The 18,232-nt window shown below is 69.3% G+C and carries 16 protein-coding genes; 6 read left to right on the forward strand and 10 right to left on the reverse strand.

The window, feature by feature from the left end; translation table 11 throughout:
• Genes PV734_RS33990 through PV734_RS34010 form a run of 5 tightly spaced genes read left to right on the forward strand, consistent with a single transcriptional unit; the run spans position 1 to position 5,465 of the window.
• Positions 1-2,280, forward strand: coding sequence for an SDR family oxidoreductase (locus PV734_RS33990; RefSeq protein WP_319293402.1), 2,280 nt, complete (start codon positions 1-3; stop codon positions 2,278-2,280).
• Between the two features lie 9 nt (positions 2,281-2,289).
• Entirely contained in the window at positions 2,290-3,714 is a 1,425-nt protein-coding gene (locus PV734_RS33995) for an MFS transporter (protein WP_319293403.1), read from the forward strand.
• A 22-nt stretch (positions 3,715-3,736) separates the two neighbouring features.
• Positions 3,737-4,321 (forward strand): NAD(P)H-dependent oxidoreductase, encoded by a 585-nt coding sequence (locus tag PV734_RS34000; RefSeq protein WP_319095895.1) that lies wholly within the window; start codon positions 3,737-3,739, stop codon positions 4,319-4,321.
• Positions 4,322-4,356: 35 nt separating this feature from the next.
• A complete protein-coding gene (locus PV734_RS34005; protein ID WP_319095894.1) occupies positions 4,357-4,527 on the forward strand; it encodes a hypothetical protein in 171 nt (56 codons plus the stop codon).
• A 23-nt stretch (positions 4,528-4,550) separates the two neighbouring features.
• Positions 4,551-5,465 (forward strand): alpha/beta hydrolase, encoded by a 915-nt coding sequence (locus PV734_RS34010; protein WP_319095893.1) that lies wholly within the window; start codon positions 4,551-4,553, stop codon positions 5,463-5,465.
• A 13-nt stretch (positions 5,466-5,478) separates the two neighbouring features.
• On the opposite strand, the gene PV734_RS34015 is transcribed toward PV734_RS34010, so the two are convergent.
• From PV734_RS34015 to PV734_RS34060, 10 genes are all read right to left on the reverse strand, one after another.
• Positions 5,479-6,228, reverse strand: coding sequence for a response regulator transcription factor (locus PV734_RS34015; RefSeq protein ID WP_319293404.1), 750 nt, complete (start codon positions 6,226-6,228; stop codon positions 5,479-5,481).
• Positions 6,229-6,299: 71 nt separating this feature from the next.
• Positions 6,300-6,980 carry a response regulator transcription factor gene (locus PV734_RS34020; protein ID WP_415924312.1) on the reverse strand — a complete coding sequence of 227 codons (681 nt, stop codon included), beginning with the start codon at positions 6,978-6,980 and terminating at the stop codon, positions 6,300-6,302.
• 222 nt (positions 6,981-7,202) lie between these two features.
• On the reverse strand, positions 7,203-8,582 hold the full coding sequence (locus tag PV734_RS34025; RefSeq protein ID WP_319293406.1) for a class II 3-deoxy-7-phosphoheptulonate synthase: 1,380 nt from the start codon (positions 8,580-8,582) through the stop codon (positions 7,203-7,205).
• A gap of 39 nt (positions 8,583-8,621) precedes the next feature.
• A complete protein-coding gene (locus tag PV734_RS34030) occupies positions 8,622-9,551 on the reverse strand; it encodes a diiron oxygenase (RefSeq protein ID WP_319095889.1) in 930 nt (309 codons plus the stop codon).
• A 12-nt stretch (positions 9,552-9,563) separates the two neighbouring features.
• The gene (locus PV734_RS34035) at positions 9,564-10,403 is read right to left on the reverse strand and encodes an aminotransferase class IV (RefSeq protein WP_319095888.1); all 840 of its coding nucleotides are present in this window, start codon (positions 10,401-10,403) and stop codon (positions 9,564-9,566) included.
• Positions 10,404-10,411: 8 nt separating this feature from the next.
• Positions 10,412-12,553 (reverse strand): aminodeoxychorismate synthase component I, encoded by a 2,142-nt coding sequence (gene pabB / locus PV734_RS34040; protein WP_319095958.1) that lies wholly within the window; start codon positions 12,551-12,553, stop codon positions 10,412-10,414.
• Complete coding sequence (locus PV734_RS34045) at positions 12,553-13,383, reverse strand: arylamine N-acetyltransferase family protein (RefSeq protein ID WP_319293407.1); 831 nt, start codon at positions 13,381-13,383, stop codon at positions 12,553-12,555. The genes pabB and PV734_RS34045 overlap by 1 nt, the downstream gene beginning before the upstream one ends.
• A gap of 14 nt (positions 13,384-13,397) precedes the next feature.
• Positions 13,398-14,294 carry a UbiA family prenyltransferase gene (locus tag PV734_RS34050; RefSeq protein WP_319095886.1) on the reverse strand — a complete coding sequence of 299 codons (897 nt, stop codon included), beginning with the start codon at positions 14,292-14,294 and terminating at the stop codon, positions 13,398-13,400.
• 11 nt (positions 14,295-14,305) lie between these two features.
• Positions 14,306-15,478 carry a cytochrome P450 gene (locus PV734_RS34055; RefSeq protein ID WP_319293408.1) on the reverse strand — a complete coding sequence of 391 codons (1,173 nt, stop codon included), beginning with the start codon at positions 15,476-15,478 and terminating at the stop codon, positions 14,306-14,308.
• A gap of 53 nt (positions 15,479-15,531) precedes the next feature.
• The gene (locus PV734_RS34060) at positions 15,532-16,485 is read right to left on the reverse strand and encodes a polyprenyl synthetase family protein (protein ID WP_319293409.1); all 954 of its coding nucleotides are present in this window, start codon (positions 16,483-16,485) and stop codon (positions 15,532-15,534) included.
• Positions 16,486-16,916: 431 nt separating this feature from the next.
• Between PV734_RS34060 and PV734_RS34065 the strand changes: the two genes are divergently transcribed.
• Positions 16,917-18,167, forward strand: coding sequence for a cytochrome P450 (locus tag PV734_RS34065; protein ID WP_319293410.1), 1,251 nt, complete (start codon positions 16,917-16,919; stop codon positions 18,165-18,167).
• Positions 18,168-18,232: the final 65 nt, after the last annotated feature.

The raw sequence follows: 18,232 nt of genomic DNA on the forward strand, positions 1-18,232 counted from the left end.
GTGGACGGCCTGGACAGCGACGTCGTCATCGTCGGAGCGGGCCCCGTCGGACTGATGCTCGCCGGGGAACTGCGGCTCGGCGGCGCGGACGTCGTGGTGGTGGAGCGCAGGACCGAGCCGACCACCGAGTCGCGGGCCTCGACCCTGCACGCCCGCACCATGGAGATCCTCGCAGCCCGCGGACTGCTGGACCGCTTCGGGAGTCTGCCCAACCACACCGTGGGCCACTTCGGCGGCATCCCGCTGGACCTGACCCTGCCCGGCCCCTGTCCCGGTCAGTGGAAGTCCCCCCAGGTCCACACCGAGGCGGTCCTCCAGGACTGGGCGCTGTCCCTGGGCGCCCGACTCAGGCGCGGACACGAACTGACCGCACTGACGCTCCGCCGGGACGCGGTGGAGGCGCAGGTGTCGGGCCCGGCCGGCCCGCTGCGCATCGGCGCACGGTACGTCGTCGGCTGCGACGGCGAGCACAGCACCGTACGCAGCCTTGTCGGGGCCGAGTTCCCCGGACATGACGCGGGCCGGGAACTGATCCGGGCGGACATCGACGGCATCGAGATACCCGCCCGGCACTTCCAGCGCCTGGAGCGGGGCCTGGCCATCGCCGCCCGCGGCCCCCAGGGCATCACCCGGGTCATGGTGCACGAGTTCGACGGCCCGGCCGGACACCGTACCGGCGAACCGGAGTTCACCGACATCCGCGACGCCTGGTTGCGCGTCACCGGCGAGGACATCTCCCACGGCACCCCGATCTGGGTCAACGCCTTCGGCGACGCCTCCCGCCAACTCGCCGCCTACCGGCACGGCCGGGTCCTGTTCGCCGGCGACGCGGCCCACCAGCAGATGCCCATCGGGGGCCAGGCCCTCAACCTCGGCCTCCAGGACGCCGTCAACCTCGGCTGGAAACTGGCTCTCCGGATCACCGGCCGGGCGCCCGACGGACTCCTCGACACCTACCACGCCGAACGCCACACGGTCGGCCGACAGGTCCTGGGGAACATCAACGCCCAGGCGACACTGCTGCTCGGCGGCCCGGAGGTGGAGGCCACCCGCTCCGTACTCGCCGAACTCATCGCCCACGAACCCGCCCGACGCCACCTGGCCGGGATGATCTCCGGTCTGGACATCCGCTACGACGTCGACGCGAGCGGGCATCCACTGCTGGGCGCCCGCCTGGCGCACGACCACCCGATGCGCTCCGGGCGAGGCCTTCTCATCGACGCCTACGGCGACCCGGAGCACCACGCGCTCCTGCGCACGGCCGCCGCCCCCTGGGCGGACCGGGTGGACACCGTGGCCGCCGAACCGGACTCCCTCGGCCCGCTCCCCGGCCCCGACGCCGTGCTCGTCCGCCCGGACGGCCATGTCGCCTGGATCGCCTCGGCCGGACCGCCCGGCCCGCGGCCCCTGGTCGCCGCCCTGCGCACGTGGTTCGGCGAGCCGGCCCACCCCGGTCACACAAGTACCGGACAGAACACCCCAGTTGAACAGAACACCCCAGTTGAACGGAGACACGACATGAGCAGGCTCAACGGCAAGACGGCACTGGTCACGGGATCGAGCCGGGGCATAGGCCGCGCGATCGCCACGCGGCTGGCCCGGGAGGGGGCCCTCGTCGCGGTGCACTGTTCCACCGGTGTGCCGACGGCCGAGGACGTCGTCGCGTCGATCGAGAAGGAGGGCGGCCGGGCCTTCGTCGTCCAGGCCGAACTCGGGGTTCCCGGTGATGTCCATGAGCTGTTCCTCGCCCTCGAACAGGGGCTGAAGGAGCGTACGGGATCGGTCGATCTGGACATCGTCGTCAACAACGCCGGGGTCATGGGCGGGGTCTCCGCCGAGGACACCACCCCGGAGAAGTTCGACCGGCTGTTCGCGGTCAACGCCAGGGCGCCGTTCTTCGTCATTCAGCGGGCGCTGACCAACCTCACCGAAGGTGGCCGGATCATCAACATCTCCTCGGGCCTCACCCGTGTCGCCAACCCCGACGAGATCGCGTACGCGATGACCAAGGGCGCGCTGGAACAACTCGCCCTGCACTTCGCCAAGTTCCTCGCCCCGCGCGGCATCACCGTCAACAGCGTCGCGCCGGGCATCACCCGCAACGGCAGCCCGGTCTTCGACATCCCCGAGGCCGTCGAGCAGATGGCACAGCTGTCGGCCTTCGGGCGGGTGGGGGAGCCGCAGGACATCGCCGACGTCGTGGCCTTCCTCGCCTCCGACGACGCACGGTGGGTCACCGGCGCCTTCATCGACGCCAGCGGCGGAACTCTGCTCGGCTGAGGCGGACCGATGACCACAGGACGCTCCGGTCCCACGCCGGACGCCGGGCGGCGGACTCCGGAGCAGTGGACGCCAGGGCCTTGGAGCCCAGGGCAATGGGGCCTGCTGATCGTACTGGCGGGCAACATACTCATCGACGCGCTCGAAGTGTCCGTGGTGATCGTGGCGCTGCCCTCGGTCGGCCAGGACCTCCGGTTGTCGCTGACCGGCCTGCAGTGGCTGGTCAGCGGGTTCGCCCTGGGGTTCGGCGGACTGCTGCTGTTCGGCGCCCGGGTGGTGGAACTGCTGGGACGCCGCCGGATCTATCTGGCCGCGCTCGTCGCCTTCGCCGCCGCCTCCGTGGTGTCCGGGCTCACGAGCGAGCCGTGGCTCCTTGTCGCCATGCGGTTCGTCAAGGGCTTCTGTGCCGCGCTCACCGCCCCCACCGGGCTGGCCATCATCGCCGCCGCGTTCCGCGAGGGCCCGGACCGTCACCGGGCGGTCTCGGTCTACGCGTTCTTCGGCGCCGCCGGATTCACCTCAGGCCTGCTGCTGTCCGGACTGCTCACCGGAGCGGACTGGCGGTGGGCCCTTCTCTTCCCCGCCCCCGTCGTGCTCGTCCTCTTCTCCTTCGGAGTGCGGCTCGTGCCCGCCGACGAACCCCGCCCGTCGGCACGGCGGTCCTTCGACGTGGCGGGCGCCGCGTCCTTCGCCGGACTGCTGCTGACGCTCGTGTACGGAACAGTGACGGCGGCTCAGGCCGACTGGTCCGCCCCGCGGACGATCGTTCCGTTCGCGCTCGCGGCCCTGCTCGCAGCCGCCTTCGTCGCCGCCGAGCGACGCGCGCCGCGGCCCCTGGTCCGCCTCGACGTGCTGCGGAACGCCACGCTGGTCCGTTCGATGGTGGGCGCGGCGGCCCTCAACGGCTCCTATCTGGGCCTGCTGCTGCTCGCCACGGTGCGCCTGCAGACGTACGAGGGCTGGTCCCCCTGGCAGACGGCGCTGGCCTTCCTGCCGGCGAGCGCCCCGGTGGCGGTGACCGCGCTGGTGACGGGGCGGCTGGTGAACCGCCTCGGCACCGCCCGGCTGATCGCCCTGGGAGCGCTCTGCCCGCCCGCGGCCTGTCTGCTGTACCTGCTGCGTGCGTCCGGTCCCACCGTCCGCTACACCACCGACGTACTGCCGTCGATGCTGCTGATGGGCGCCGGGTTCGTGCTGGCCTTCGCGGCGCTGAACATGCAGGCGACCTCGCGGGTGGCGGAACACGACCGGCAGGCCGCCATCGGCCTGTACCAGACCGCCGTCCAAGTCGCGGCGGCCCTGGTTCCGGCCGTGGTCGCCGCGGTCGCCGTGTCGGGCGCCGGAGACCGGGCAGCCGTCGTGGTCGTCCTCGCCGTCGCGCTGCTGGGCCTCGTGCCGTCCGCGGCGAAGGGAAAAGGCCATAAAGAACAATAGAATCAATAATAGAGAGGTATCCATGTCTGCCGTCCCTCTGCGTCTCGTAGTGATCAACAGCAGTGTCCGGGAAGGCCGGTTCGGTCCGACCGTCGCCAACTGGATCACCTCGATCGCCAAGGAGCGCGAGGAACTGCACGTCCACCTGCTCGACCTCGCCGAGCACGAGCTGCCGCACTCGCTGTCCCAAAGCCCCGGCGCCGAGGTGGCCGCCGAACTGGCGAAGGTGTCACCGGGACTGGCGGAGTCGGACGCCTTCATCGTGGTGACACCCGAGTACAACCACAGCTTCCCGTCCTCGCTCAAGACCTTGATCGACTGGCACAACACGCAGTGGCGGGCCAAGCCCGTCGGCTTCGTCTCCTACGGCGGACTGGCCGGCGGCCTGCGCGCGGTGGAACAGCTGCGTCCGGTCTTCGCCGAGCTGCACGCGGTGACCGTCCGTGACGTGGTGAGCTTCCACAACTGCTGGGAGCAGTTCGACGAGACCGGCGCCCTGAAGGAGCCGCAGGCGGCCACGGTCGCCGCGGAGACCCTGCTGGACCAGCTCGTCTGGTGGGGCAACGCGCTGTCCGAGGCCCGGACGAGGACTCCGTACGGAACCTGACCAGGCCGCCGTAATTCCCACCGAGGGGATCTGCCATGACCACCGATCAGCCGCATCAGCCCGCGCCCCGCACCCGTACGGCCATGGCCATGGCCACGGCCGCGGCCGCGTCCGACCCGCTCCCGGTCTTCGTACCGGGGGCCCTCCTGGCGGGAGAGGACGAGACCGACTCGACGGAACCGCACATCGTTCGGGGCATCGACTGATGCCGCCGTCCCTTGGAGCTCCGATGCCCGTCGTACCCGCGGTCTCCCTGCCGAACCCCGCCGATTCCGACGTGCGGGAGATCGTCCTCGACGCGGGCCACACCCAGCTGTCGGCGCTGTTGGCGCAGCCGCGCGACATACCGCCCAGGGCTGTCGTCGTCGCCCTTCACGGTGGCGGCATGCGCGCCGGGTACTTCCACGGCAAGGCCCACCCGAGCCTGTCCCTCCTCACGCTCGGGGCGCGACTGGGGTTCGCGGTGCTGGCTGTCGACCGCCCCGGGTACGGGCTCTCCGCAGCCGCGCTCCCGCAGGGCGAAGACCTCGGCGAACAGGCCGACACGCTGCACGCCGCCCTCGGTGACTTCACCGCCGCTCACACCACCGGGGCAGGCGTGTTCCTGGTCGCACACTCCTACGGCGGCACGGTCGCCCTCGCCCTCGCAGGCGCGGCCCGGGACGCCGGGGCCGGCGGCCGGCTCCTCGGCCTCGACCTGTCAGGGATCGGCCACCGCCGTGCGATCGACGTCCGCGCTCTCGGCGGCTTCCACGGCCGCCGTACGACACGGCTGCACTGGGGACCGCTCCAGCTGTACCCACCCGGCACGTTCCGCCTGGCCGAACGGCTGGTCACCGCCATGCCGGTGCGGGAGGAGGCGGAGGCCGTGCGGTGGCCCGACTCCTTCGCCGCCATCGCGGCCGGGGTACGGGTCCCGGTCCGTTTCACCTATGCCGAGTTCGAACGGTGGTGGCTCCACGACGAGGCCACCCTCAAGGAGATGACGGGTCTGCTCGCCGCGTCCCGGGTGGTCGTCGACCGCCTTCCCCGAGCCGGCCACAACATCAGCCTGGGGTGGGCGGCCAGGGCCTATCACCTGCGGGCTCTCGCGTTCCTGGAGGAATGCCTGACGGACCGGGAACATGTCCGGCGCGGGGCCTAGCGGCGCACTCCAGTCAACTGCTGCTGCTGCTGCTGCTGCTGCCGACGACGACGGCGGCGGCTTCGGGCATGACGGTCGGTTCGGCGACGAAGCGGAAACCGACGCCGCGCACCGTCACAATCCAACAGCCGTCACCGAGCTTGCCGCGCAGACTGCTGACATGGGTGTCGATGGTGCGTCCGGTGCTGTTCCAGGTGTCGCCCCAGACCTTCGTCATGAGTTCCTGGCGGGACACCACCACGCCAGGGCGGGACGCGAGCAGTTGTAGGAGGCCGAATTCCTTCTGGGTCAGTTCGACGACCCGATCGTCGAGCGTGACTCTGCGCATGTCCGGATCGATCCGCAGCGGACCGAACGACAGGTTCCCGTCGACGTGGGGCTGCAGCCGGAAACGCCGCATCACCGCGGCCATCCTGACCATCAACTCCCGGAAGCCGTAGGGCTTGTCCAGACAGTCGTCGGCCCCCTGCCGTAACGCGAGGGCTCTGATGAGCTCGGAGTGGTGGCCGGTGGTGGTGATGAGGGGGATGTCGGAGACGGCCCTGATGCGTCGGCAGGCTTCCAGGCCGTCCACGTCGGTGGTGTCGAGATCGAGTATGACGAGATCGAACCCAGGCAAACGGCGTAGGGCGTCCTCTACGGAAGTGACGTTGTGCAGCTCATGACCGGATCGGCGGATCTGCTTCGCAAGACAGACGGCCAGGACCTCATCGTTTTCCAGCAGAAGGACTCGCAAGGCAAACCTCCGGTCGATCAGTTTCACTGACGGGTTTATTTCCCAGGGTCTCCGCCTTCAAGCGAGATTTATGTAAACAGTGCGAGACACGGTCGACGTCACGGCCGGATTTCCCGGCCGAACATGAATCCCGCGCCGCGGACTGCCGTGATCCAGTCAGGTGAACCCAGCTTTCGGCGAATACTGCTCACATGACTGTCGAGAGTCCTGCCAGGACCGGACCAGGTGTCACGCCACACCGCGTCGAGGAGCTGTCGGCGCGACATCACGCCCTGGGGCCGGGAGGCGAGAAGGAACAGCAGGTCGAATTCCTTGCGGGTGAGGGGCACGAGACGGTCGCGCATCCACACCTCGCGTGACTCGGCGACGATCCGCAGGGGGCCGTGTTCCATCACCCTCGACGGTTGTGAGGTCGACGCGCCCTGAAGCCGACGGGTGATGGCCTCGATGCGCGCCCTGAGCTCATGCAGTCCGAAAGGCCTGACCAGGCAGTCGTCCGTGCCGGCCTGAAAGGCCAGGACCCGGTCGAGTTCCTGGGTCCGGGAGGTGAAACAGAGGATGGGCAGGTCGCTCAGCTCCCTGATCTCGCGGCAGACGTCCAGGCCGTCGCGGTCCGCGATGTCCAGATCGAGCAGCAGCAGGTCGGCCCGGGCCAGGTCGCGCAGTGCGGCCTCACCGGAAGAGGCGATCTCGACGGTGGACCCGTATTCTGTCAATTGATCTTTGAGTGTTGTCAGCCGTGTGTCGGCTGTCACAAGACGTATAAGCAAAGGAAACACTCTTTCGGGGGCAGGTGAGGGTTTTGTCCGGCTTGAGATGCTGTCCCCGCTCGGATTGCCGACGGCATGTCCCCGGCGTCGGTCGGTAATGCGCGTAATGCGCCGACAGACTCGGCGAGCGTCCACGGATCAGTCGTTCACTGCACTGTATTTTGGTTATGTCTCAATCATTTCGTCAAGACCGCGTGAAGTATGTGCGCATAATCGAAATGGGAGCTGGTTTCACGCGCCGAACGAGGCGGGAGAATTGCCGTGACTCGCGCCCCTGGTCGCGGAGGTGAACATCTCGGCGACCAGGAAGGCCAGATCGAGCGACTGGCCTCCGTTGAGGCGCGGGTCGCACGCCGACTCGTATCTGCGGTGCAGGTCGTCGAAACCCAGTTCGGCGCCGCCGCCGACGCACTCGGTCACGTCTTCGCCGGTCAGCTCCACGTGCAGTCCGCCGGCGTGGGTGCCGAGCGCTCGGTGCACCTCGAAGAAGCCGGCGACCTCGGCGAGGATGTCGTCGAACCGCCTGGTCTTGTGCCCGCTGGGCGCCTCGAAGGTGTTGCCGTGCATCGGATCGCACACCCACACCACCGGCGCGCCGGAAGCCGTCACCTCCTCCACGAGCTTCGGCAGCAGGTACCGCACGCGGTGCGCCCCCATGCGCACGATGAACGTCAGCCGGCCCGGCCGACGGTCGGGGTCGAGGCGGTCGATCAGGGCCAGCGCCTCCTCGGGCGCGGTGGCAGGGCCCAGCTTCACCGCGATCGGGTTGTCGATGGTCGCGAAGTAGGCGACGTGGGCGCTGTCGAGCTGTCTGGTGCGGTCGCCGATCCACAGCATGTGGCCGCTGCCCGCGTACCTCCGGCCGGAACGCGGGTCGCGGCGGGTCAGCGCGGCCTCGTAGTCGAGCAGCAGTCCCTCGTGGCTGGCGAACAACTCCGTGATGCGCGACGGATCGTCGCCGCACGCCTCGCCGGCGGACAGTGCCCGGCCGATTCGACCGGCGAGTTCCGCGTAGCGTTCACCGGCAGGTGAGCGTGAGACGAAGTCCTGGTTCTCCTTGTGCAGTTCGCGCGGGTCTGCGCCGCCACGGGCGAACGCGCGCATGACGTCCAGGGTGTAGCGCGAGGCGTCGTACATCCGAAGCAGCCGAGCCGGGTCCGGCAGTCGTTCGGCCGGGCTGAAGCCCATGCCGTTCACCGCGTCGCCCCGGTACACCGGCAGCGTGCGTCCGTCGACGGTCTCGGTCGGCCGGGACCGGGGCTTCGCGTACTGTCCGGCCATCCGGCCCACCTTGACCACCGGTACCGCCGACGTGTACGTCAGGATCACGGCCATCCGCTCCAGCAGGCGCAGTTTGCCGTGGATCGTCCGCGTCGAGAGACCGTCGAAGCGCTCGGCGCAGTCGCCGCCCTGCAGCAGGAACGCCTTGCCCTCCGCCGCCTGAGCGAGTCGGGCGGTGAGCACGTCGCAGTCCTCGGGCGGGACCAACGGGAGCAGGGCTGCCAGGTGGTCCACCACGTCGCCGAGCTCGGCCGGGCTGGGCCACTCGGGCCGCTGATGGGCGACGAGTGTCCGCCAGTGCGCGGCGGCTTCGCCGGTGAGGGACAACATGATCTCCGTCCGCTTCTCTGGCTGGGCGGTGCGGGGCGGTCAGCCCTGGACCATCTCGGCGAGGTCGTCGCCGATGCCCAGGTCGTCGAGCAGCACCTGCAACGGTCCCGTGTCCCGCGCGGGCACGGGGCGGGACGCGGCCCACTCGCCCAGCATGCCGGTGTCGATCTCGAAGCCGCCCTGGGCCGCCACAGTCACCCAGGGCTCCAGGTCGGCGGAGCGGAACGCGGTCAGCCCGGTGACGAGCGCCTCGCGGAACGCCCGCTGCTGGGCGCCGTCCAGGTTCTGGTAGAGCGAGCCGCACAACTCGCGGAACACCACCGCGTGTCCGCTCTCGTCCCGCCGGTGCAGATCGGTGGTGATCCGGTTCATCGGCTGGATCTCCTGGGTGGTGGCGAGTGTGGAGAGGAACCCGCTGATCGTCGTCTCGGCGGCGAGGGAGAACGCGATGTCGACGATGTCACGGTCGAACCCGGACAGCCCGGCGCGGACCGAGTCCCGTCCCTGGACGACCGACCAGACACCCGGTGCGAACCGTACGTCCGCCATGTCGCGCCGCCTACGGGTGACGCCGACGGCGTTGTGGCACATGAGGATGTGGTAGTGCTCGTCGATGATCGTCTGGTGCAGCGCGTCGACGGCGATGTCGTCGCGGCGGACGGGGATCCGTTCCTGGAGCATCAACCGGCAGGCCGGCAGGATGATCTCGTCCTCGATGGCCGCGGTCTTGGCGTTGTACGAGATCCACGCCGCGGACAGGATGCGTTCGCGAGCGTCCCGGTCGAGCCGGTCGGCACCCGGCAGGTACAGCACCGGCACGAGGTGTTCGGGGAAGTCCGGCAGCGCCGCGTCGAAGTGACCGTCGAGGTCGAGCTCGTCCCTCTTGACGGCCACCCGCTTCCCCCAGCGGCGCGTCAGCTGCACCAGCAGGTCGCGCTCGTACTCGCGCTCTTCACGGGCAGCGGTCATCGGGAAACCTCCTCATGGGTGCACCACAGGAATCAGGGAGGCGTCGACCGGAACCGCGAGCGCGGTCAGGCGTGACTGCCAGCGCTCGGCCGCTTCGGCGTCCGTGTCCCGGAACCGGCCCAGCCCCTCGGTGACCGGCCGGATGCCGTGCAGGGCGTTCAGCGTCCAGACGGGCACGTCGGCGAGATCAGCCGCGGTGGCCTGCTCGGTGACGACCCGGTGCCCTGCCGTACCGGCAAGCTCGCCTAGCAGGGCGCGGGTGATCCCGGGGAGCAGGCCGGGGCCGGGTGGTGGCCCGCACAGCGTGTCACCCCGCCACCAGACGACGCTCGTTGACGCCCCTTCGCGTACCTGCCCTGCCGGCGAGACCAGCAGCGCCTCGTCGGCTCCCGCCGCGGCCGCGGCGGCGCGCAGGGCGGCCAGATGGTCCAGGTCGGCGCCCTTGACGGCCGGCAGCCGTCGGCGGTCGGGTCCCGGCGCGGTCCACAACCGGACGGTCGTGGTACGCGGTGGCGCGGGGCGCACCCACATCCGCAGCCGGGTTCCCGAGCCGGTCTCCACGAGTTCGACGCGAGGAAACCAGCGCCCTCGCGCGGGCAACGACTCGGCGACCGCCCGCAGGAACCGGTTCGTCCGTTCCGCCGCCGGTTCGGAGAACCGGGCACAGGCCGGACCGAAGCGTTCGGCGTGCCGGGCAAGTCCCCGAACCCGCCCCTCGTCCACGAGCCAGGAGTCGATGACCAGCACCGTCCCGGACGCGTCGGCCGCCGACCATCCGCCGTCGGCGTCCCACCACCGGCGGACGCCCTGGTCGGTCGCTGTGCTCGTCGCGGCGTTCGTCGCTGTGTCCATCGGCGTGTTCATCGGTGGGAGCCGCTCACGTCCGACACCGCCGGCGCCCGCCAGGCACGGAGCGACGCCGCCGCCTTGAGCAGCATCTCCTCGTACTCCTCGTCCGAGTCGGAGTCCAGCACGATCGCCCCGCCGGCCCCGATGGTCAACCGGTCACCGACGCGGACCGCGGTGCGGATCACGATGTTCAGATCCGTACCGCCGGAGAGGCCGAAGTAGCCGAGGGCGCCGGAGTAGACACCCCGCGCCTCCGTCTCCAGGCGGTCGATGATCTCCATGGTGCGCAGTTTCGGCGCCCCCGTCATCGACCCGCCCGGGAAGCACTGCCGGGCGCAGTCCATCGCGCTGACCCCGTCACTGAGCCGTCCACGAACAGTGGAGACCAGTTGATGCACGGTCTCGTAGCTCTCGACGGCCAGGTACGGGTCGACCTCGATGCTGCCCACCTCGCACACCCGGCCGAGGTCGTTGCGCAACAGGTCGACGATCATCAGGTTTTCGGCCTGTGTCTTGGCGCTCGATGCGAGGGTGGCGGCAAGCTCGGCGTCGCGCACCGGGTCGGCGTCGCGAGGGGCCGTGCCCTTGATCGGCTTGCTGGTGACCGTGCGGTCTCTCTCGATGCGCAGGAACCGCTCCGGCGAGGAGCTGAAGACCGTGACGTCGCCGAGACGCAGGAGCGCGGCGTACGGTGCCGGGTTCGCCCGGCGCAGCCTCAGGTAGAAGGACGTGTCGTCGTCATGGAACGGCATGTGCAGCTTGTTCGTCAGGCAGATCTCATAGCTCTCGCCCTGGGTCAGCTGCCGCCCGCACTCCGTGATGTCCGCCAGGTACTGGTTCCGGCCGCGGCTGAGGTGTTCCTCGGCATTCGGGGGCGGGCCGGCGGCGGGTTCGCCCGGCGGCTCGGCGTCGGCCGGGGCGAGGCCCCTCAGGATCGCGGACGTCCGTTCCACCCACTCCTGTGCGTCTCGCCGGGTCTCCTCGTTGTGGACGGCCACCAGGTAGGTCAGTCCCTCCTGGTGGTCGACCGCGATGACGCGATCGGCGAACATCCAGACGGCGTCCGGTGTTTCGGCGGTGTGGCGGCCCGGGGCCCCGCACTCGGCCTTGAGCTCGTAGCCGAAGTAGCCCACGTAGCCGCCGGTCAGGTCGAACGGCAGGTCGGAGTCGGGGACACGCCGTTCACGCAACCGCTGTTCGAGAACGTCGAACACGCTGCCGGTGGCTCTGTGGACGCCGTTCGCGTCGCGCACTTCCACCGCCCCGCTGCCGGTCCGGTAGGTCAGGACCTCGCTGAGCGGACCCGACGTGTCGCCGAGGAACGAGAACCGGGACAGGCCTTCCTCCACCCGGCTGCTGTCCAGCCAGAAGCAGTACGGGGTGTTGTCGAAGAGCCTGAGGAAGACGGCCTCGGAATCGGCGGCGGTCGGCACGACCGTGCTGATGATTCCCAGTTCCTCGACCGCGCCGGACAGCGGGTCGTCGGACAGTGCGGTGCGGGTGTGGATGGCGGTGCGGGTATCGGTGTGGGCTCCGGTGTCGATGACGGTGGTGGACGGACGCTGCCCGTTCTGCGTCCGGCGGGTCAGTCCGGCGAAGTTCCGCAGTATCTCGCGCCCGTACTGGGAAGCGATCGACTCGGGGTGGAACTGCACGCCCCACTGCGGCAGATCGCGGTGACGCAGCGCCATGAGTACACCGTCGTCCGCCCACGCGGTGGCTATGAGCTCCTCGGGCAGGGGCTCCCGCACGCACAGCGAGTGGTAGCGGACCGCGACGAACTCACGCGGAATTCCGGCGAACAGCGGATCTCCCTCGTGGGAGATCTTGGCGAGGTGCCCGTGTCTCGGTTCGGGCGCGGCGGCCACCGACGCTCCCGCCAGGTGCCCGATCATCTGATGGCCGAAGCAGACGCCCAGCACAGGGAGCGTGGTGCGGCGCAACAGGTCGCCGAGGAGGCCGACATCGCGGGCGTGCTGCGGCCGGCCCGGGCCGGGCGAGACGACGATGTTGTCGAAGTCCTCCAGCCGCAGGCCGGCCAACGCCGGATCGTCGTTGACCATGACGACCGGTTCCCGGCCGTTGATGTCGGCGATCAACTGGTAGAGGTTGAAGGTGTACGAGTCGTAGTTGTCCAGCAGCAAGGTACGCATCATGGACCGTCCAAGGTTTTCCAGAGCGCCTGGAAGTCACCCGGTTCCAAGGTGATCCCGAAGATCTCCTCGGGAGCGGAAAGCGCCTCGTCCTTGTCGAGTTCCCGGGAGGTCGCCGGCTCCCCGGGACGTATTTCCGTGAGAGTGGTGCCGACGAGGAGATGCCTCACCTCGGCCTGAGTACGTTGCAGGACCATCCGGCGGTTGAACGGTGAGCGAGGGTGGGTCAGGCAGAAGTGGTTGAGGAGCTCGAAGTCCGACGGATAGCGCACGTCGGTGGTGAAACCGTAGAGCTCCGCCGGACCCTCGGGCCGCAGGAACCGCAGCACCTGTTCACCACTCGGTTCCCGCACCAGATCGAAGGGCCAGTCGCCCTCCAGCCGCGAGTTCTCGGCGAGCCGGATCGGCGCGTGCGGCCCGTACGCACCGAAACTCACGTCGAAGAGCCAGCGTTCGCCGTCGAGTTCCACGCACAGGGCCACATGCAGGGCCGGCCCGAACCTGCTCCCGGTGCGGATCCGCGTCCGGCCGGCGAACGCCGTGAACGTGAACCCGACGCGGTCCAGTACGGCCGCCACCAGCACGACCTGCTCCAGGCACCAGCCGCCGCGGCCGTGCCGCACGATCTTCTCCTGGATGTCGGCCAGGTCCAACGACACCGTCGGCCTCCCGAGCACCGCGTCGAGGTTCTCGAAGGCGATGGCGTCGACGTGGGCGGCGTGCAGGCCCCGTAGCGTGGCGAGATCCGGGGCCACGTCGGCCCGGTGTCCCACGCGGGACAGATAGGCGTCCAGGTCGACGTCGGTTCCTTGCCACATCGAATCCGTCACACGCGCTCCTCCTCTCATGTGAACTGCCCGGCGATCACTGCCGCGAGAATGATCCAGCCGTAGAAACTGTTGGCGACAAAGGTGTCCCAGCACGATTTCGGATCATCCAGGTCAACCCGTACGACCAGATAGGAAAGAAAAATTCCCGCGCACGCGACGATCGGATAGAACGCCGGCCCCATTTCTGTCCGGGAACCGGCCCACAAGACGCCACTCACGCTGAGCACGATGAAAACCGCCAGCCACGCCTTGGTGGCCTTGCCGAACAGCAGGGCGGAAGACCTGACACCGATTTTCCGGTCGTATTCCTTGTCCTGATGGGAGTAGATGGCGTCGTGAATCAGGGTCCAGAAGGCCCCACAGGCGTACAGGCCGAACACCGCGAGCGGATAGTCGGCGCTCCCGGTCACCGACGTCCAGCCGATCAGCACATAGACACTCATCACCAACGCGAGGAACGCCGAGGGCCAGAAGAACACGCGCTTCATATAGGGGTACGCGACGATCAACGGGTACGAGGCCCCGACGACCAGCGCTGTCTCCACGTTCGCCACCGCCAGGACCAGCAGTGCGACCACGGCCTGCGCGGCGGCGAACAGCAGCGCGTTGCCGACGCTGATCGTCCCCGACGCGACAGGACGCGAGACGGTGCGGGCGACTCTGGCGTCGACGTCCTTGTCGACCACGTCGTTGACCGCGCATGCCGCGCCGCGCACCAGCACCGCGGCGACAGCGACCACCACCACCGTCAGCAGGTCCGGTCGTCGCCCGGAGGCGAGGAAGACGGCCCACAGACCTGGAAGCAGGTAGAGGACGTACCCCGTGGGCCTGTCCAGTCGCATCAGAAGGAGATACGCCCGGACCGAATCCGGGCTCTTCGTCACCGCGCCCACGGATATCTTGTGCAGCACCGGGATCCCCCTCACCATGTCACCGGAAGTTGGACCAATCCGCCGATCAGCGTGTCGTGGCGCAGCCTCAGCTCCTCCACATCGACAGCCGGACGCATGGTCGGAAAGCGTGCGACGAGCTGAGTGAGCACCACCTGCAGCTGCATCCGCGCCAGCGCCGCACCCACGCAGGTGTGGGCGCCGTACCCGAACGCGAGGCTGCCCGAGGTGTCGCGTGTGACGTCGACCCGGTCGGGGTGGACGAAGACGGTCTCGTCGTGGTTGGCCGCGATGATGTTCAGCAGCACGAAGTCGCCGGTCCGGATGGTGACCCCGCCGATCTCGAAGTCCGTCACCGCGTAACGGGGCATGCCGCCGTTGTGCGGGTTCGGCATCGACCTCCGCAGGGTTTCCTCGACCGCGCCGGGGACGAGGCCCGGGTCGTCCAGCAACGCCTGCCACTGCTCGGGGTCGGACAACAGCAGCAGCACACAGGTGCCGATCCGGGCCACCGTGGTCTCGTAACCGCCGAACAGCAGCAACGCCGTCAGCCCGAGGACCTCGTCGTCGCTGATCCCCTCGGTCGCGCAGATCCTGGAGATCACGTCGTCGCCAGGATTCCGCCGCTTGTCGGCGACGAGTTGGCGGCAGTAGCCGAACAACCCGCCCAGTCCCTGCCTGGACCTGACCGGGTCACCGACGTTGGCGGCGTCCTGGGTCCAGCCGCCGAACCGGTCCTTGTCCTCCTGGGGCACGCCCAGCCACTCGCACATCACCTGGATCGGCAGCGACAGCGCCAACGCCTCGCGCAGGTCCACCGGCGGCTTCCGCTCGGCCAGTCCGTCCAGGAGCCGCCCGGTCAGTTTCTCGACGTAGGGCCGCAGCGCCAGCATCCGCTCGGGTGAGAAGTGCGGCTCCAGCAGCGCCCGCAACCGGGCGTGGTCGGTGGCGAAGCCGCCGAGCAGGCCGGCGAGAAGAGCCGCCCCGCGGTCCTTGGCCGCGGCCTCCGGATCGGGGTGGGAGCGACTGAGCCGGTCGTCGTCGAGCAACCGCGCCACCTGGCTGTGACCGGTGACCAGCCACGCCCCGTGGCCCTCGACGGTACGCACCCGATGGACCGTTCCTTGGGCCTGGAGCGCGCGCAGCCCTGGCGCGAGGCGCAGCACATTCGTCTGTTCGAAAGGCAGTTGAGCTGGGGTACTCACTGACGGCCTCCGCCGGAGTCGAGGTTCGGACCACCTTGTCGGGGAGTCGAGGGTCATGCCGTGCGATGGACGATGCGGTCGAACAGGCCGGTCAGTTCGGTGGCCGCGGCCGGGGACAGCTCGGCTCGTCCGAGGTGCTCCAGGGCCGAGTCCAGATGGCCGCGGGACAGTTGCTCGGCCGTGCGCCGGCCGCCGGCCTCCTCGGTGAGGTCGGCCATCTCCCGCAGGTGCGCCACCGTGGTGCTGTCGGAGTGCCACAGCCGGCGCAGGCGCTCGCCGGCCGGGCTGTCGGCGGACAGGGCCACCAGCACCGGAAGGGACGGGTTGCGCCGCAGGATGTCGCTCCGGACGGGCTTCCCGGTCACCGTGGGGTCACCCCAGATGTCCTCGACGTCGTTGAGGATCTGGAAGGCCAGACCCAGATGCCTGCCCGCGCCGCGCAGAGCGGTCAGGACGTGCTTCGGGCTGCCCGCCCGCAGCGCGGGCGTCACCAGTGCGCACTCCAGCAGCGCGGACGTCTTCTCCGCCACGATTCGGTCGTACTCCGCGACGCCGGTGCCCGAATCCAGCCGGGCGGTGAGTTCGCGAGCCTGGCCCGCGAGCACCAGACCGAAGGCCTCGGTGAACACGCCGGCGATCTCCGCACGGCCGGGGCCTGGGTCGTCGACGACCATCCGCAGCCCAAGGGTCTGCATCGCGTCCCCGGCCAGGATGGCCGCACTGGTGCCGAACAGCTTCCATGCGGCTGGGCGTCCGCGACGCAGCTCGTCCCCGTCGATGATGTCGTCGTGGATCAGGGTCGCGTTGTGCAGCAACTCCAATGCCGCCGCCTGGGACCGCACATCCGTCGGCCGCAGGCCGACTCCGTCGGCCGCCGCCGTCAGGAGGGCGGCGCGGGTCATCTTGCCCCCCGCACCGCTGGGGTCTCCGTGTTCGTCGACGAAGCCGAGGTGGTAGGAGCAGATCCGGGCCAGGGTCGGTTCCAGCGTGGAAACCTGCTGCCGCATGACGGGCAATACCGTGGACCGCACCGTCCCCGGTGACAGAAGGGCTCGGAGCCCGGGCGGCGAGGTGTCGAGTGTGCTCATCGGGATTCCCCTCCGGTCGCAGGTCTTCCCGATTCCTGCTCGGAATCGGACCTGCGCACATGGCGTTTCGCGAATTGAACCACCGGAAAATCGGCATCGCATTGGATGTTTTCCGTAATTGTCTTCCCAGCCCCGGAATGGCCCCGGAATAAGCGTGATCGTTCCGACCGCCATCCTGAACGACCGCCTTCGGCCGTGTCAACGGCGTGGCGTGATCGTTTCCGACTTTAGGAAAAACCCCAAAGAAAACGGCGCGAGTCCGGTACTGGACTATCCTGTGGAATGGCAGTGGCTGCTGGTCCGGCTATTGAGCCGGTATTCAATGGCAGATAAATACCTGGCGAGGTGAAATGGCTATAACGGCCGATTCTGAGCAGCTGCACGAGGGCAGGCCGTTCGACCCGTATGGCGCACATCGCGACGACCTGTACTCCTTCCTGGCCGACATCGGAGACGCGGAGCCCGTCTTCTACGCTCCTCTGCTCGACGCGTGGTGCGTCACCCGGCGCGAGGACATGGTCGCCGTGCTGCGGGACGACCGAAGCTTCTCGGCGCGCGACCACAACCCCCGCCCCGCGGTCGAGCTGCCCGAGGACGTGAGCCGGATGTTCCGCACCTGGCGAGGCGCCGACGCGGTGGCCGTCGGCTCACTCGACCCTCCCGAGCACGCCAGGATCAGGGAAGTGCTCAACGCCGGGTTCACACCGGCCAGGGTCAGAGCGTTCGAACCCACGATCCGTGCGATCGCCGCCGACCTCGTCGAGCGTGCCGCGGTCGCGCCGGAGTTCGACTTCATCTCGGCGTTCGCCGTTCCGTACGCTCTTGAGGTGATCTGCCGGCGGCTCGGGATCCCGGACGAGTACCTCGCCCGCTGCCGCACCTGGTCCGAGCAACGCATCGAACTCATGATGTTGCGGGGCGACACCGATCCCGACCAGCTGCGTGAACACGCCAGTGGGCTGATGGAGTTCGGAGCGTTCGCCCGTTCACTCGTGCGGGAGCGACTCGCCTCACCGCAGGACGACCTGATCAGCGAGTTGCTCCACGAGGGCAGGGCGGGCAACACACTCACCGCCGACGAGGTCTCCGTCCAGGTCCCCACACTGATCTTCGCGGGTCACATGACCTGTGCCGAGGCGCTCGGCACGATCCTCTTCCAGCAGCTCCGGTCACCCGGCGGCTGGGCCGAGGTCGTCGACGGGACGATCTCCACCCGGGACCTCGTCGAGGAGGGGCTGCGGTTCGACAGTCCGCTGGCCGGCATGTACCGGACCGCGGTCCGTGACGTAGCGGTCGGCGGCGTCCACCTGGCCCAGGGGAGCCGGCTGCTTCTGCTCTACGGAGCGGCCGGCCGGGACAGTCGCTCCCACGCGTGTCCGGCCGCGTTCAGTCCGGGCAGCCGGTCGGCCACGCATCTCGCGTTCGGGCACGGCATCCACTTCTGCCTCGGAGCCGGATTCGCCCGCGCAGAACTGGAGATCGCGATCCAGGCCGTCGCCGCCAGGATGCCCGATCTGACTCTGGCACCGGGGCTCCCCCCACGGCACCGGCCGGTGTTTCCGCTGCGGGCGCTGAGCGAGTTGAGGGTGCGGCAGGGGTAGGGACAGGGGAGGGGGGCCGGGAATCCGGCAGTCCGGGCGACCCGTTGACCCGCGGAACTGACCGG

It is taken from the genome of Streptomyces sp. AK08-02 (assembly GCF_033795085.1).
GTDB lineage: Bacteria > Actinomycetota > Actinomycetes > Streptomycetales > Streptomycetaceae > Streptomyces > Streptomyces echiniscabiei.

Coding starts and splice junctions, on each gene's coding strand:
- PV734_RS34000 (WP_319095895.1), top strand. CDS start 3,737: ATGTCTGCCGTCCCTCTGCGTCTCGTAGTGATCAACAGCAGTGTCCGG.
- PV734_RS34025 (WP_319293406.1), bottom strand. CDS start 8,582: ATGTTGTCCCTCACCGGCGAAGCCGCCGCGCACTGGCGGACACTCGTC.
- PV734_RS34010 (WP_319095893.1), top strand. CDS start 4,551: ATGCCCGTCGTACCCGCGGTCTCCCTGCCGAACCCCGCCGATTCCGAC.
- pabB (WP_319095958.1), bottom strand. CDS start 12,553: ATGCGTACCTTGCTGCTGGACAACTACGACTCGTACACCTTCAACCTC.
- PV734_RS34005 (WP_319095894.1), top strand. CDS start 4,357: ATGACCACCGATCAGCCGCATCAGCCCGCGCCCCGCACCCGTACGGCC.
- PV734_RS34035 (WP_319095888.1), bottom strand. CDS start 10,403: ATGGACACAGCGACGAACGCCGCGACGAGCACAGCGACCGACCAGGGC.
- PV734_RS33995 (WP_319293403.1), top strand. CDS start 2,290: ATGACCACAGGACGCTCCGGTCCCACGCCGGACGCCGGGCGGCGGACT.
- PV734_RS34060 (WP_319293409.1), bottom strand. CDS start 16,485: ATGCGGCAGCAGGTTTCCACGCTGGAACCGACCCTGGCCCGGATCTGC.
- PV734_RS34030 (WP_319095889.1), bottom strand. CDS start 9,551: ATGACCGCTGCCCGTGAAGAGCGCGAGTACGAGCGCGACCTGCTGGTG.
- PV734_RS34065 (WP_319293410.1), top strand. CDS start 16,917: ATGGCTATAACGGCCGATTCTGAGCAGCTGCACGAGGGCAGGCCGTTC.